The 14,948-nt window shown below is 66.6% G+C and carries 14 protein-coding genes; 4 read left to right on the plus strand and 10 right to left on the minus strand.

Features of this window, described 5'->3' with window-relative positions:
- Positions 1–327: 327 nt before the first annotated feature.
- The 6 genes from OCK02_RS11310 to OCK02_RS11335 form a co-directional block, all read right to left on the minus strand.
- On the minus strand, positions 328–1,263 hold the full coding sequence (locus OCK02_RS11310) for a DMT family transporter (protein WP_263813152.1): 936 nt from the start codon (positions 1,261–1,263) through the stop codon (positions 328–330).
- A gap of 319 nt (positions 1,264–1,582) precedes the next feature.
- A complete protein-coding gene (locus OCK02_RS11315; protein WP_263813153.1) occupies positions 1,583–2,809 on the minus strand; it encodes a lytic murein transglycosylase in 1,227 nt (408 codons plus the stop codon).
- Between the two features lie 144 nt (positions 2,810–2,953).
- Positions 2,954–3,730 carry a glycoside hydrolase family 25 protein gene (locus OCK02_RS11320; protein WP_230804716.1) on the minus strand — a complete coding sequence of 259 codons (777 nt, stop codon included), beginning with the start codon at positions 3,728–3,730 and terminating at the stop codon, positions 2,954–2,956.
- A gap of 177 nt (positions 3,731–3,907) precedes the next feature.
- A complete protein-coding gene (locus tag OCK02_RS11325) occupies positions 3,908–4,564 on the minus strand; it encodes an outer membrane protein (RefSeq protein WP_263813154.1) in 657 nt (218 codons plus the stop codon).
- A 136-nt stretch (positions 4,565–4,700) separates the two neighbouring features.
- Entirely contained in the window at positions 4,701–5,393 is a 693-nt protein-coding gene (locus OCK02_RS11330) for a class I SAM-dependent methyltransferase (RefSeq protein WP_263813155.1), read from the minus strand.
- A complete protein-coding gene (locus tag OCK02_RS11335; protein WP_263813157.1) occupies positions 5,393–6,640 on the minus strand; it encodes a DUF3419 family protein in 1,248 nt (415 codons plus the stop codon). Before OCK02_RS11335 ends, OCK02_RS11330 begins: the two co-directional genes overlap by 1 nt.
- A 220-nt stretch (positions 6,641–6,860) precedes the next feature.
- Here OCK02_RS11335 and OCK02_RS11340 point away from each other — a divergent pair, with 220 nt between their 5' ends.
- Entirely contained in the window at positions 6,861–8,243 is a 1,383-nt protein-coding gene (locus OCK02_RS11340; RefSeq protein ID WP_412178808.1) for a serine hydrolase domain-containing protein, read from the plus strand.
- 15 nt (positions 8,244–8,258) lie between these two features.
- On the opposite strand, the gene OCK02_RS11345 is transcribed toward OCK02_RS11340, so the two are convergent.
- The 4 genes from OCK02_RS11345 to OCK02_RS11360 all read right to left on the minus strand — a co-directional run bounded on the left by OCK02_RS11345 (position 8,259) and on the right by OCK02_RS11360 (position 12,276).
- Positions 8,259–9,161 (minus strand): lytic transglycosylase domain-containing protein, encoded by a 903-nt coding sequence (locus OCK02_RS11345; RefSeq protein WP_263813158.1) that lies wholly within the window; start codon positions 9,159–9,161, stop codon positions 8,259–8,261.
- A 135-nt stretch (positions 9,162–9,296) separates the two neighbouring features.
- Positions 9,297–9,932 (minus strand): LysE family translocator, encoded by a 636-nt coding sequence (locus OCK02_RS11350; protein ID WP_263813159.1) that lies wholly within the window; start codon positions 9,930–9,932, stop codon positions 9,297–9,299.
- Positions 9,933–10,033: 101 nt separating this feature from the next.
- Positions 10,034–11,248, minus strand: coding sequence for a pyrophosphate--fructose-6-phosphate 1-phosphotransferase (locus OCK02_RS11355; RefSeq protein WP_263813160.1), 1,215 nt, complete (start codon positions 11,246–11,248; stop codon positions 10,034–10,036).
- A 128-nt stretch (positions 11,249–11,376) separates the two neighbouring features.
- Positions 11,377–12,276: a DMT family transporter gene (locus OCK02_RS11360; protein ID WP_263813161.1), complete on the minus strand. Its 900-nt coding sequence runs from the start codon at positions 12,274–12,276 to the stop codon at positions 11,377–11,379.
- Positions 12,277–12,501: 225 nt separating this feature from the next.
- Between OCK02_RS11360 and OCK02_RS11365 the strand changes: the two genes are divergently transcribed.
- The 3 genes from OCK02_RS11365 (at position 12,502) to OCK02_RS11375 (ending at position 14,814) form a co-directional block, all read left to right on the plus strand.
- Positions 12,502–13,215 (plus strand): J domain-containing protein, encoded by a 714-nt coding sequence (locus tag OCK02_RS11365; RefSeq protein WP_263813162.1) that lies wholly within the window; start codon positions 12,502–12,504, stop codon positions 13,213–13,215.
- Positions 13,212–13,988 carry an N-acetylmuramoyl-L-alanine amidase gene (locus OCK02_RS11370; protein ID WP_263813163.1) on the plus strand — a complete coding sequence of 259 codons (777 nt, stop codon included), beginning with the start codon at positions 13,212–13,214 and terminating at the stop codon, positions 13,986–13,988. Before OCK02_RS11365 ends, OCK02_RS11370 begins: the two co-directional genes overlap by 4 nt.
- A gap of 304 nt (positions 13,989–14,292) precedes the next feature.
- On the plus strand, positions 14,293–14,814 hold the full coding sequence (locus OCK02_RS11375; RefSeq protein WP_263813164.1) for a lytic transglycosylase domain-containing protein: 522 nt from the start codon (positions 14,293–14,295) through the stop codon (positions 14,812–14,814).
- The last annotated feature ends 134 nt before the right edge of the window (positions 14,815–14,948 follow it).

Consider the following 14,948-nt stretch of genomic DNA (forward strand, 5'->3'; position numbering starts at 1 on the left):
TCAGATGAAAATCATGCTGGCGACGAAGAGGAACGCGGCACTGATCATCAGAACATTCAGGGAATGTGTGATACCCATCGGCTGACCTCCCTTGCGTTGCGGGCCGATAATAGGTCCGAAAAATCCGTTTTGAAAAGTTGTTTATGTGTTGCATTGCGGCATCACTGGATCTGTCACCAGTTTTCCACAATTCTAAACAACTGATCTTAAAAGCTATTTTGGCCTGCGCAGGCCTTCACGAAATCTTCACCTCGGTTAACGGCGGTGATCACGATTTCGTAGCAAAGAACGGCCCCGGGCAGAATCAGTTCCATTCCGGCACGGTCGCTATGTCCTCGCCCACCGCAGCAGCCGTCCATCGAGGATGACGAGGCCGAGCAGGACGAGCAGCATGCCGGCGGCGACCGGCAGCGAGATGCTTTCGCCGAGGAAGACGACGCCGGCGAGGATGGCGCTCGGCGGCACGAGCAGGGTGACGAGCGAGGTGTTGGTCGCGCCGGCGGCCGCCATGATCCGGAAGAACAGGATATAGGCGTAGGCGGTGGACAGGAGCGCCAGCGCCAGGACGGCGAGCACCACGCCGAAAGGCGGCATCGGCAGCGACCAGGGCTGGTCGACGATCGCCGCTAGCGGCAGGAGCACGACGGAGGAGGCGGTGAGCTGACCCGTCGCCGTCACCGGCGGGGCGACGCCGCGGAAGCGCTTCCCATAGGTGGCGGAGAGCCCGTAGCTGGCGGCGGCTGCGACCGGCAGGAGCAGGGCCCAGAGCGGCGGTCCGTCGGTGCCGCCGGCAAAGGGCGCGAGCGCGCGCGGTCCGACCAGGACGGCGGTGCCGAGCAGGCCGACCAGGCAGCCGGCCATCTTCGCCGTCGTCATCTTTTCGTCCTCGGTCAGCCGATTGGCGATCAGGACCGTGAAGATAGGCGTCGTGGCGTTCAGGATCGCCGCCAGCCCGGCGCCGATCTCCGTCTGGCCGGTGAAGATTAGGATGTGGGGGATGACGTTGTTCAGGAGCCCCATGGCGAGGAATTCCCGCCAGCGCAGCCGCAACGTCTCGTAGAGCCCGTGCCGGCCGCGCAGGTAGAGATGAAGGGCGAGTGCTGCGATCGCCACGCGCAGCAGCACGAGGGTGACGGGCGGGATATGCTGGACGGCGATGCGGGCGAAGAAGAACGATCCGCCCCAGATCAGGCCGAGAAACACCAGCATGGCCCAGGTCCTTGCCGTCATCGTCTGCGGCTGCACTGCTGCCATCTCGTTCATGGTGTCTCTCCTCGCTCAAAGGCTCCGGCTCTGGAGCCGCGGCATAGGGCACCGCGCGGGCTCGGCCCACCCGATTCGCATCGTTGCCGGGCAAGGACGACGATGCAATCTCGATTTGTGGCGCTGGATCAGGGATCGGGGCGACGGGAGGTCGATGGGCGCCGGGACGGTGCGGTGTCGAGCGACGGGAATCCCGCATCCGGTCGCATCGGCGGATGCGGCAGCGCCCCGGTGAAGCGGGAGGCGCTGCAGGAAAGGCAAGAGGCATTGCCGGCCTTGCCGGGACCGGAGCGGGAAGACCGCTCCGGTCGGGGACGGCTCAGAGCGCGCCGAGCAGGGCCGGGGTGGCCCAGCCGTCGGCCGGCAGGCCGAGGCGGAGCTGTTCCTTCTGGATCGCCGCCCGCGTGCCGGAGCCGAGAATGCCGTCGATCTTGCCGACGTCGTGGCCCAGTTCGGCAAGCCGCGTTTGCAACGCCTTCATGCCGCCGTCGTCGAGACCCGCTTCCGGCTCGCCCTTCTGATAGGGCGGGGCGCCGGCGAGGCGGGTGGCGAAATATGCGGCCGACGTCGTGTAGATGAACGACTGGTTCCATTCCAGGTAGATGTTGAAGTTCGGATAGGTGATGAAGGCCGGGCCCTTGCGGCCCTGCGGCAGCACCAGCGAGGCGGCGAGGCCGGAGAATTCGGTGTTGCCGTCGCGTGGCGTGACGCCGAGGGCGAACCAGTCGCCGGCCGTCATGCCCGACTGCAGGCCGGTCCTCTCGAAGGGCAGGGCCTCGGGCACCGAGACTTCCTGGATCCACGGCTGGCCTTTGGTGAAGCCGAGGTGCTGGATGAACTTCGCAGCCGTCAGGATCGCATCCGGGGCGCTGCTCTTGACGTTGACGTGGCCGTCGCCGTCGCCATCGACACCGAAGGCGATGATGTCCCTCGGCAGCATCTGCACCTGGCCGATCTCGCCGGCCCAGGCGCCGGTCGTTGTCGCCGGGTCGAGGTCGCCGTGCTGGACCATCTGGATCGCCGCGATCAGCTGCGGGCGGAACAGTTCCGGGCGGCGGCAGTCATGGGAGAGGGTGACGAGCGCGTTGCGCGTGTTGAAGTCGCCCTGGACGGCGCCGAAGTCCGTCTCCATCGCCCAGAATGCGGCGATGACGGCGCCGGGCACGCCGAACTCCTGCTCGGCCCGCTGGAAGACGTTCGAGAGTTCCTGCAGCTTCCTTCGGCCGATATCGAGGCGCGACTGGCTGACGGTCCGCTTCGAGAATTCGAGGAAAGTCTGGCGGAAGACGCCCTGGGCTCGGTCGCGCGAGAGCACCTTCGGGTCGATCGCAGCACCTGCGAGTGCCGTGTCGATGGCGTCGCCCGGGATCTGGTTGGCCGCTGCCTCCGCCCGCACGCCGTCGAGGAAGGCCGGGAGATCGCCGCCGCAGGCGACGGCCGGGGCGTTTGCCTGTGCGGGGGGCTGGGCCGGAGCCTGTTGGGCGAGCGCCGTGCCTGAGAGGAAAAGCGCCGCCAGGGCGCCAATCGGCAGGAATCGCGGTTGCATATGCGGGGATCCTTTCATTCGGTTGCCCCCGCTTCTCAAATTAATGTGACAGAAGCAAGAAGCAAAAATGCCGTGCCCGCGCCGGTCGCATCACTCTGCCGTGAGCGGGGAGGGATGCCTCGTCAATCCCGCGTCCCGAGGCCTTCAGCGCGAGACCTGCGCCACCCAGCTCTTCCAGTTCTGGTGCGAGCCGGCGAAGACGTTGATGTCGGTGTCGCCCTTGATGCCGGGCACGATGCCGGTGCTGGTGTACTGCCAGAAATGCCACTTGCGGCCATAGACGTTTTCGGGGTGATCGGCGACGGCGCGCAGCCACAGCGGATACTTGCCGAAGGCGCCGACCATGTTCTCGCGGTGGAAATCGACGGTCGTGTAGATGATCGGCCGCTTGCCGTAATGCGCCTCCAGCCGGTCGAGGAAGCGCTGCAGCAGGGCGCGGACCTCCGCCGGCGGCGGGCGCTTGCGGCAGGTAGGCGACAGCGGGTTCCATTCGGCGTCGAGCACCGGCGGCAGCTGCACTGCGGCCTTGGGCACGTTGCGGATGAACCAGTCGGCCTGTTCGTCCGGCGTCGAGCAGAAATAGTAGAAATGATAGGGCGCGTGGGCGATGCCGGCGGCGCGGGCGCCGCGCCAGTAGGCGTCGAAGGCCCCGTCGATCCGGTCCTTGCCTTCGGTCGCCTTGATGAAGACGAAGGAGACGCCCGACGCCTTCACCGTCGGCCAGTCGATGTCGCCGTTCCACTTGGAGACGTCGATGCCGTGGACCTCGTGATGATGCGGGGTGCGGTAGCCGAAATCCTGCGGGTCGCTGTCCTTGAAGCGCGGCTTGATCGGCGCCGTCGAGACGAAGTCGTAGTCGGTCGTGGAGCACGATGCCGCGAGAAGGGCAAGGGGCAGAAGAGCCAGAAGAAGCCGACGCATGGGTGTCCCGGGTTTGGCGCGTCCCCCTCGGACGCGGCGCAGAAGATGCGCGGCGATACTGCCTCACCGGCAGGTTTCGGTAAAGGGCGGAACGGCACTTGCGCCGCGCATCGGCGATGCCCGGCGCAAGTGCGAGCCCTGCCTGTCCGGCACTTCAAGGCCGGGCAGGCGTCCGGGTCAGAACTTCCAGCCGACGCCCAGCATCACGTCGCTGCTCTTCAGGTTGGTGTTCACGCCCATCAGGTCGGCGTCGCCGTAATCGGTGTAGCGATACTCGGCGCGGCCGATGAAGTTGTCGGTGAAGGCATGCTCGAAGCCCGCGCCGATCGTCCAGCCGTTGAGCGTCTTGCTGTCGCTGTCGCCGGTTTCGCGGTCGCGCAGCTCGGCGTTGGTGAAGGCGTAGCCGCCGGTCGCGTAGACGAGCGTGCGGTCGAAGGCGTAGCCCATGCGGGCGCGCAGCGAGCCGCTCCAGTCGCTCTTCAGCTCCATCGGGATGCCGCCGAGGTCGAACTTGTCCTCGTTCCAGTTGTACTTCACGTCGCCTTCCAGGCCGATGACGAAGGGGCCGGTCTGGTAGTTGTAGCCGGTGTAGCCGCCAAGCGCCCATCCGTCGAGGCCGGGGCTTTCGGAGATGCCGGCGTCGTCCACCTCGGCATCGCCCCAGCCGTAGCCGGTCTGCGCACCGACGTAGAACCCGTTCCAGTCGTAGATGCCGGAGACTTCCTCGATGACGGGCGCGACGGGGGCCTGGACCGGCGCCATGTCGGCGGCGAGCACGCCGGTCGCAGAGGCTGCGATCGCAAGTGCTGCCGCTCCGAGCGCGATTGATTTCATGGTTGTCTTCCTTCTGCTTCGAACGTGTCGACACGACCCCTTTGGAGCCGACACGGTTACAACCCCTCAGCGCCCAAGAGGTTTCACAGAAAGACGAGCAAAATCGGGCAGGGGCCGCGCACCCCGCGAATGCCGGCTATCCGGGCATTTTCGCAATCGAGAGCCAGGCATAGCCGCCATAGGGCGTCTCGGAAGCCACAATTGCGCCACGCCGCGCGGCCGCATCGGCGATCACGTCCATGAGATCCGGGCGCGGAGTGACGTGGAAACGGGCGAGCCAACCCTGCAGCAGGCGGCGGAAGGCGGGGGGAAGGCGTTCCTGCTGGCCGAAGTCGACCACGTGCAGCGAACCGCCGGGATTGAGCGCGTCGAGCGCCCGCTCGACGGCGTCCCGCCACGCCGGGATCATCGACAGCGAATAGGAGATGACGATGCGGTCGAAACCGGTTTCGCCGAACTCGGCCGCCCGGAAGGCGGTGGCGTCGGCAACGCGCAGGACCGGGCGCGTGCCGGCCGTGGCTGCAAACTTCTTCTCCGCCGTCTCCAGCATCGCCCGGGAGATGTCCAGGCCGAAGAAGCGGGCATCGGGGTAGCGCCTTGCCATGCAGGCGATGTTGCGGCCGGTGCCGCACCCGACTTCGAGGACCGATTGGCCGGCGCGCGCGTCGAGCCCGTCCATCAGCCGGTCGCGGCCGAAGAGATAGTATTTGCGCGTCAGGTCGTAGACGTGCCGCTGGTAGCGGTACTGGCGGTCCATCTTCTCGGCATGGGCCGTGTCGGGCATATCATCGGGCACGGCGGCGGAGAGCGCGGGATGCTCCCGGCGCATCAGGGTTTCTTCCGGTAGATGTGAAAGCCGCCGTAGATGGCCGAGCGGTCCTTCATTCCGAGCGCTGCGGAACGGTCGCGCTCGTAAGTCCAGAGGTCGAGCAGGCGGGAGGAGACCTTGCCGTCGAGGATGCTCTTCTCGGCGGCGGTGCGGAAGATGACGACGGCGTCGGGGGCCGCGGTGCGGGTGATCTCGGTCCAGAGCGCGTTCAACTGCTCCTCGTTCATCCAGTCCTGCGCGTCGAGCAGGACGTAGCGGTCGACGGAGGCGGCGGGCTTGGCGGCCAGAAGCTCGGTGAAATTGGCGTGGTGGACGCGGACGCGGGCGGCGTTGTCGCGGATGGCGCCGTAGTTCTCCGCCCGCAGGTAATCGGGCAGCGTTCCTTCGTAGCGCGACGGATAGCGGCGGCCGAAGGCCTGCCAGGCGAAGTAGTTCTCCTTCAGCGGGAAATGGCAGGCGAGCTTCTCCAGCCGCTGGCGCAGAACCGGGGCAAGCGAGCGGCCGTCATTGACGCTGGCGAGTTCGTCGAACTGCTGCGGCGGAATGCCGAGGCCGAACAGCGAGGCCTTGCGCGAGGTCATCCAGCGGATCAGCGGACGATCGAAGAGGGGGGCGATGCGGGTGTCGAAGAACTGGCGCTGCTCGCGCAGCGACCGGCACTTGACGAAGTCGCGCGGGTCCAACCCGTGCAGCCTCGCCACCACATGGCCGAGCAGGATGAAGCGGCCGAGCAGGCCGGTGCGGTAGATGTTACGGTTGAAGACGCCGATGCGGCGGCGCCCGCGCAGGTCACGGCCGTTCCAGTAGTCGCGGGTGGCGTCGTCGAGCCGCGGCTCGAGGAACAGCTGATAGGCCTCGCGGTTGGAGGCCATGTTGTCGCCGCCGAGGAAACGCGCCACGTCGGCATGCGAGGGCATGTGGCGGAAGGTGGCGAGCTTCAGCCGGTTCAGGGCGATGTGGTGCGGATTGAGATCGACGACGTCGATGCTCTCCGGCGCCCGCGTCAGATAGGCCAGCATGTTGCAGCCGCCGGAGCCGATGGTGACGATGCGGTGGCCGGCGCCGAGCTCCATGGCCTCCATGTCGACGGCCGGATCCTCCCAGATCTGCGGATAGACGAGGCCGGTGAAGAGCAGGCCGAACAGGCGTTCCGACAGGCCCTCGAGCGAAAGCGCGCGGTGCTGCAGCAGCGCCGACTTCAGTCTCTCGTTGCGTCCGTAGCCTGCATTCCTGGCGAGTTCGCTCATGACACCGTTCCGTCCTTCGAGGGCTTTCGGGGGAGATATCTGCGTCGCGCAACAGTTTGATGACCGGAACTGTGCATTGTCATCCAGCCTTCATGACGGGTCGCGGCCGGGCCGCCGTGACAAATCCATGACAAACCCATGACATGGAAAGGACTTTTCTTGCCGGCCGATTCCTGATTGTCTGCGGCCGGACGAAAGGGTCGCCGACCAGGGGAGATGCATGGGCCGGTATCTGCGGATCGTTGCAAGGACAGTGCTCGGGGGCGCGGTCTTCCTTGCGGTTGCCGGCAGCTGGCTGATCGTCAGCCCGCCCGAACTGCTCAGGGTCGGTTCCGGCTATGCGGCCAAGATCGTCTGCTCGAACGTCTTCCTCGCCGGGCGCGACCCGCAGGACGTGCTTGCGACCGACGTGCAGGCGCCGGGGCATCCGCTGCTGCGGCTGATGCGCCAGTCGGTGGACCACGAGGACAAGACGGTGACGGCGTCGCTGCTCGGCATCTTCGCGCCGGGCCATGCGGCCTACCGCGAGGGGTTTGGCTGCACGGGCGTTCCCGACGGCGATTTCGTCACCGCGCGCCAGACGGTCGCGGACGTGCCGCTGCCGCCCGTCGCCGCGCCGCCGGCCGATCGCCCCTGGCCGGAGGGGAAGGGCGAAAGCCACGATCCGCGCCTCGATGCCGTCCTTGCCGATCCGGCGCTGCTCGGTCCCGGCGTCCGCGGCGTGGCCGTGATCCACAACGGACGGCTCGTCGGTGAACGCTACGGCGAGGGCTTTTCCGAAGAGACGCCACTGCTCGGCTGGTCCGTTTCCAAGACGGTCAACGCCGCCCTGCTCGGCCGGCTGATGCAGGACCACCGGCTGTCGCCGACGCAGGCGAACCTGTTTGCGGAATGGAACGGCGACGCGCGCGCGAAGATCACCATCGCCGACCTCCTGGCGATGCAGAGCGGCCTGGAGTTCAACGAGGACTACGGCGAGGTCACCGACGTCACGCGGATGCTGTTTCTCGAGCCCAACATGGCCCGGTACGCGGCCTCGTTCCCGCTGTCGTCCAGCCCGGGCGAGACGTTCAGCTATTCGAGCGGGACGGCGATCCTGCTTTCGCGCGTGTTCATGAGCGCGCTCGGGGACCGCTGGCGCGCGCTCGCCTATCCGGCGGCGGCGCTGTTTGCGCCGCTCGGCATGAAGAGCGCGGTGATGGAGACCGACGAGACCGGCATCTTCGTCGGCTCGTCCTACATGTATGCCACGACGCGCGACTGGGCGCGGTTCGCGCAACTGCTTCTGAACGACGGGACATGGAACGGCATGCGGCTGTTGCCGGAGGGATATGTGGCGGCGATGGGAACGCCGTCATCCGCATCCGGCGGCGCCTACGGGCAGGCGCAGACATGGATCGACGGGCCGGGGCGGGAACCCGATTCCCGCTATGGCCTGCCGGACGACACCTTCTGGATGCTGGGCCATGACGGCCAGGCGATCGCGGTCATCCCGTCGCGCAACATCGCCGTGGTCCGGCTGGGGCTCACGCCTTCCAGGCTCGGTTACCGGCCGCAGGAACTGGTGCGCCGGGTCGTCGACGCGCTTGCAACGGAGGACTGAGGGCGGGCGCAGGCCTTATTTCAGGCCGGTCTCCTCGAGGAGGCCCTTGCGCTTGGCGGTGTAGTAATAGCCGCTCGCATAGAGGCGCACGGCGCCGTCATGCTGGTTGTCGGCCACCATCAGCGCGCCGCGCAGATATTTCGCAGCGTACTTGATGTTGGTCTCGGCATCGAACAGGCCGTCCGGCGTGCCCGTATAGCCCATGCCCTTGGCCGTGTTGTAGCGGATCTGCATGAGGCCGTAATTGCCCTTGCTGTAGGCCTTGGGATTGTAGCCGCTCTCGCGCTTGATCACCCGGTGCAGCAGCACTTCGGGGATGTCGTAGATGGCGGCATATTTCGTGACCAGCGCATCGATCGGGGTGCCGGATTTCTGGAAGGTTTGGCTGTCCTGCGACGGCGCCGTGCGCATCGGGCTTGCGGCAAAGGCGGTGGCCTGGAACGCGGGCTTGGCGACGGGGACGATCTGGTGGGTGGCGACGAGCTGCTCGAGGCCCTCCGGTTCGCCGGTATCGAAGCCCGGCTCCATCACCGCCGCCTCGAAGGAGGCCGGCATGAACTTGGCGGAGCCGGGATCGGAGGACGCCGCGGCCGCTACGGCGCTCGCCTGGATCTCCGCCTGCGGTGCCGCCGCAGCAGCGATCGCCGCCTCGGCACCGGTTTCGCGCGTCGTCTCCACCACCGCGGCAAGGGCCTGCGCTCCGCCGTTTGCGGTCGCCGTGGGATCCGCGACCGGTGCCGGCAGGGCGTAGGCGGACATTTCCGTTCCGGGCTTGGCGATCGGCATCACGGTCCGGGCCGCCGCCATTTCTTCCGCCGGCGTTTCGATCACGCTCGCGCAGCCGCCCATGGCGAGCATCGCCATCGCGCAACCCGTGGAAAGAACATGCCTGCCGCGGATCGGGAATCTGTGTGCCATCAGTCGCTCTCGTCTTGCCTGGAGGCCCTGAAATCCGAGGGATTCGGGCACGGCTGCAAATCAACGGCGCTTCGACCGTGTTTCGTCCATTAACCTATCGTCAGGGTTCGGGCAACCCGCCGGCTGCGCTGCCGCTCAGGCGGCGGCCCGGCGCAGACCTGCCGTCAGCAGCCCGGCACCGATCAGGAGCGAGCCGCCGACACGGTTGACGGCCCTCTGGACGGCCGGCTTGCGGATGGTGCCGCGCGCCGCCGACGCCATCAGCGCATAGGTCGTGGCATTCAGCGTCGCCAGCACCAGGAAAGTGATCTCGAAGATCACCATCTGCGGCAGGACCGGCTGCGACAGGTCGAGGAACTGCGGCAGGAAGGCCACGAAGAAGACGATGCTCTTGGGGTTCAGTGCCGTCACCACATAAGCATGGGCGAAGATGCGGAACGGCCGCTCCTCGGGTGCTGCATCCCCCTCCGCGGTGCCGGCGCTTGCGACCGGCGCGCGCCAGAGCTTGATGCCGAGCCAGACGAGATAGGCGGCGCCGACCCATTTCAGGACGGTGAAGATCGTGGCCGAGGTCGCCAGCAGCGCGCCGAGGCCCAGCATGGAGGCGGTCATGGCGGTGAAGTCGCCGAGTGCGACGCCGGCGACCGTCGCGCCCGTCGTCTTGCGGCCGTGGCCGAGCGCATAGGAGATGACCAGCAGGATGGTCGGGCCGGGAATGGCCAGCATGATGGCGGAAGCGGCGGCAAAGGCCAGCCAGTGTTCGAACGACATGAAAACTCCCCCGGAAGCGGTCGCGTCGGGGGAGCAAGCCACGGGGGCGGCGCCCCGTCAACAGGTTTCGGCGACGGCGCGCGCCGGACCGGGAGGACGGCTCAGCCGGCCGGCTTCCACTTCTGGCCGATCGCGTCCATCACCTCGCCGAACCATTTGGCGCCGGTATCGAAGTGCTTGCCGCCCTTGATGCGCGGGAACTCGATGGTGCGCAGCTTGCCGTTCTGCCCCTCGTCGTGGCCGGTGACGCCGGAGACCTTGTTCAGCGCACTCTCGACCGCAAGGTCGACCATGCTCTGGATCAGGCGCAGGTCGTCGCCGTTGGCGGGCGCGGAGCGGGCATAGTAGCCCGACTTCTGCACCATCGCCCGCTCGGCGCCGAGGAGGGCGGCAAACTGCTTGGAGAACCAGTTGCCGACATTGATCGTGTCGATCTTCACATGGCCGAAGGCGTCGCGCTTGACGGTCTCGCCGGCGGCCTCGCGCTCGGCTACGATGGCATCGAGGCAGGCGCCCTCGGAGACGAACAGGGTGACGAAGCCGTTCTTCTCCATCACCTTCTTCAGCCGGTCGGCCTCGGCTTCGAGGTCGAAGGCCAGTTCCGGCAGGTAGAGGCCGTCGATGTTCTTCAGGGCTTCGTTCATCATGAAGCCTTCGACATATTCGTCGGCCGACGTCTTCTGGATGTAGGCGCGGGCGGTCGCGGCCGTCAGCCAGCCGCAATGGCGGCCCATGACCTCGTGGACGACCAGCGTTCTCGGAGCCGCGCTCTGCTCGTTGGAGACGTTGTCGAAAAAGCCGGCGCCGACTTCGGCGGCCGTCCAGGCGCCGAGCGACTGGCGGATCGGCACGACGTCGTTGTCGACGGTCTTGGGCAGGCCGACGACGGTGAGGTTGTAGCCGTTGGCGCCGAGATAGGCGGCGAGATCGGCCGCGGTCGTGTTGGTGTCGTCGCCGCCGATCGTGTGCAGGATGGTGATGCCGTCGGCGGCGAGGCGCTCGGCTGCGACGCGCAAGGGGTTTTCGCCTTCCTTGACGAGGCCGCGCTTGACGCAGTCGGCCGCATTGGTGAGTTTCACGCGGCTGTTGCCGATCGGCGAGCCGCCGTAGCGGTGCAGCAGGTACGCCTTCTCGCGCATGTCCTTGCCGATCTCGATGCGGTCGGCGAGCAGCAGGCCCTGGTAGCCGGAGCGGTAGGCGACGAGTTCGATGTCCGGAGCGATATCCGAATAGCGCTCGATGAGCCCGCCCACTGCGGAAGAGAGACAGGGCGCAAGGCCCCCTGCGGTGAGCATCGCGACTTTCTGCTTGGTCATGTTACCTCCTCGCCGAGCGATCCGGTCAGTCGGCGGATGTCTAGCCCAGATTCCCCGGCAGGGGAATCACAGATCGGGTTTTATCCGTCGTGGATGACGAAATGATGCGTCCGGATGGAGTTGGCCGATCAGGCGCGGCTGCCGGCGGGAACGGCGCGGGCGATCTTCGCCTTGCGGCCGAGCCAGACGACGAAGGCGACGGCGAGCGCGAAGCCGACCGTCTCCGGACCGACGGCCTCGTTGAGCAGGAGCGCGGCGACCGCCAGCGTCACGAAGGTCTGGAACAGCTGGATCTGCGCCACCCGGGCGATGCCGCCGAGCGCCAGGCCGGCGTTCCAGAAGATGAAGCCGCCGAACATCGACATCAGCCCGAGATAGAGCAGGGCGGCATGTTCCGCTGCACCGGGGCCGTGGATGCCGCTGCCGGCAAACAGGATCGTGCCGGCAAACGTCAGCGGTGCGCAGAGCACGAGCGCCCAGCCGATGACCTCCCAGCCCGGCAGGACGCGGGCCAGCTTGCCGGACAGGACGTAGGAGAAGGAGGCGGATATGGCGGCAAAGAACAGCCAGATGTCGCCGGGGCCGAGATGGAAACCGCCCTCGCGCAGCGAAAAGGCGACGACCAGCGCCGAGCCCGCGACGCCGCAGAGCCAGAACAGCGCGCCCGGCCGCTCGCCGTCGACAAGGGCTGCGAAGATCGATGTCAGCAGCGGCAGGATGCCGAGCACCACGCCGCCATGGCTTGCCGGAATGGTCTGCATGGCGATCGAGGAGAAGATCGGGAAGCCGAAGACGGCGCCGAGGCCGACGCCGGCGAGGGCGGGCAGGTGGGCGCGCGGGAAGGGACGGCGCAGGATGGCGAGGGCGGTCCCTGCCGCAGTGGCCGCGATCGCGGCGCGGCTGACGGTGATGAAGAGCGGGCTGAAGCCTTCAAGCGCAATGCGCGTCATCGGCAGCGTGGCCCCGAAGATGGTCACGCCGAGCAGGCCCAAAAGCATGCCGGCCGTCTGATTGGACAGGACGCGCACTGTATTTTCCCCCGAATGCCTACTGTTCGGCGTCCGTGCTCGCATCCGCCGGCGGCCGCGTCAATTCGAATGACGTGATCGGTGGATCAAGAATTGGAATGCGTCCACTTGTTGAGGGCCATCAAAATTGTGTTATGCTGGTAGGAAATGACGGTGCGGTGACTTGCTTTCGCCGCAGATGTCTGGTCAAGATCACTTTATGTTCTCACACACGGACCGATGCTGATGCCTTCCATTTGGGATCGACTGCTAAGCATGGTCGCCGATGCGGCCTGCAACGCGCTCTCCAGCGTTGTCGAAGCCGTGCGGACGCTTCTGGAAGGCGACCCGGAAACGCGGCGTCAGGTCGCGTTTTCGGTCGCGATGATCGCGCTTTCGGCAAAGATGGCGAAGGCCGACGGCATCGTGACGACGGCCGAGGTTGACGCGTTTCGCGACGTGTTCAAGTTCCCGGCCGACCAGGCCGCCAACGTCGCCCGCCTCTACAATCTCGCCCGGCAGGACGTCGCCGGCTACGAGGCCTATGCCGAGAAGATGGCGGCGCTGTGCGTCTCCTGCGAGCGGAACTGCCCGATCCTCGAAGACATCATCGACGGACTGTTCCACATCGCCAAGGCGGACGGGCTGATCCACGAGAAGGAAATGGCGTTCCTGGCGCGGGTGGCGGAAATCTTCGGCATGGCGGTCGAGCGCTTCGAGCAGATCACCGCGCGCCATGTCCATGTCGACGGGCGCGACCCCTACAAGGTGCTCGGCGTGTCGCCCCAGGACGACTTCCCCACCATCCGCAAGCGCTATCGCGTGCTCGCCTCGGAGAACCATCCCGATACGCTGATCGCGCGCGGTGTGCCGGCCGAATTCCAGCGGATCGCTAACGACCGCATGGCCGTCCTCAACGCCGCCTATGCCGAAATCGAGAAAGAGCGCGTTGCGGCATGACCGCATTCACTGCTGACTATCCGGGTGCTGCGGTGATGCCGTCGCCGAACCATGGCGAGCGCGCCGGCGGGCGCCGGCCCGACATGATCCTCCTGCACTATACCGGCATGCCGAGCGCCGACGGGGCGCTCCAATGGCTCTGTTCGGAAGAGAGCCAGGTGTCCAGCCACTATTTCGTCCATGAGGACGGGCGCGTGTCGCAGCTCGTGCCCGAGAACCGCCGGGCGTGGCATGCGGGCAGGAGCCAGTGGAAGGGGGAGGCGGACATCAACTCGTGCTCGATCGGTATCGAGATCGCCAATCCCGGCCATCCCGGCGGCCTGCCGGCCTTCCCTGACGAACAGATCGCAGCGGTTGTCGAACTTTGTCGCAACTGTGGCGAAAGGTGGGGGGTCGTGCCGGAAAGGGTGCTGGGTCACAGCGATGTCGCCCCCATCCGCAAGGTCGATCCGGGTGAAAATTTCCCCTGGGGGCGGCTGCATGCGGCAGGCGTCGGTCACTGGGTCGAGCCCGCTTCGATCACCGGCGGTCGCTTCTTCCAGCGCGGCGACCGGGGCGCGCCGGTGGAGGCGCTGCAGGCGATGTTGTCGCTCTATGGCTATGCCACGGAAATCGATGGATTATTCGACGAGAGGACGGAAGGCGACGTCGCCGCGTTCCAGCGTCATTTCCGCCCTTCGAGGGTCGACGGGATCGCGGATTTCTCCACGATCGACACGCTTCACCGGCTGCTGAAAAGCCTGCCGGACCGGTCCGATCCTGCGTCGGCGTGATCACGAAATATTTCACATTTTAACATAAGTTCAGCCTTTTGCCACATCCTGACCGGAAAGGGCATGTCTTTTCCCCCTGCCTCCGAACCGGCAGGCGCGGGCCATTCCCATGGCCGCGCTGCAACCGAGGATCGAGGCACCGGGCATTCGGCGGCGGGAGGTAGGGCCTCTTCCGCGACTGTCTGGGTCCATGCCGGACCGGCACGGATCTTTCATGAAGTTTGAACATTGCGCTGGGTTTCGGCCGATGGGCCGGTTCCCAAGGCCTCGCCGTGCGCCCATACGACTGGAGAATTTAGTAGACATGAGGAATTCGATCGTGGCCGCAGGGGCGGCCTGCCTGCTTGCCCTTCTGGCGCAGACCGTTTCGGCCACCGCGGCCTCCCGTGACGCAGCCGAAAGCCGCCCCCTGAAAACCGCCACCCGGGATTCCGCCTATCCGAAGATGGGCGCGCCGACCGGATATTCGACGCTGATCAAGACCTATGCCAAGCAGTACGGCGTCCCGGTCGACCTCGCCCATGCGGTCGTCCGCGTCGAGAGCAACTTCAATCCCAAGGCCCGCGGCAGCGCCGGCGAGATCGGGCTGATGCAGATCAAGCCGGCGACGGCCCGCATGCTGGGCTATCGCGGCGGCGCCAAGGGCCTCTACAATCCCGAGACGAACATCAAGTGGGGCATGAAGTACCTCGCCATGGCGCACGAGCTCGGCGGGGGCACCACCTGCGGCACGATCCTGAAGTACAATGCCGGCCATGCCGCCAAGCGGATGAACCCGGTCTCCAAGCGCTATTGCGGCAAGATCCAGACCCTGCTCGACCTCTGATACGACAACGCCGCGGGCCTGCGGCTTGTTCCGCAGGCATCTGTCGCCGTTATACCAACCTGCACCCGATGCCCCCGGTCCGTTCGCGGCGGGGGCTTCCTGCTTTCCGGGCCGGCAGCCCGTCGCCAATGCCA

It is taken from the genome of Rhizobium sp. TRM96647 (assembly GCF_025780115.1).
In the GTDB taxonomy this organism is placed as follows: domain Bacteria; phylum Pseudomonadota; class Alphaproteobacteria; order Rhizobiales; family Rhizobiaceae; genus Mycoplana.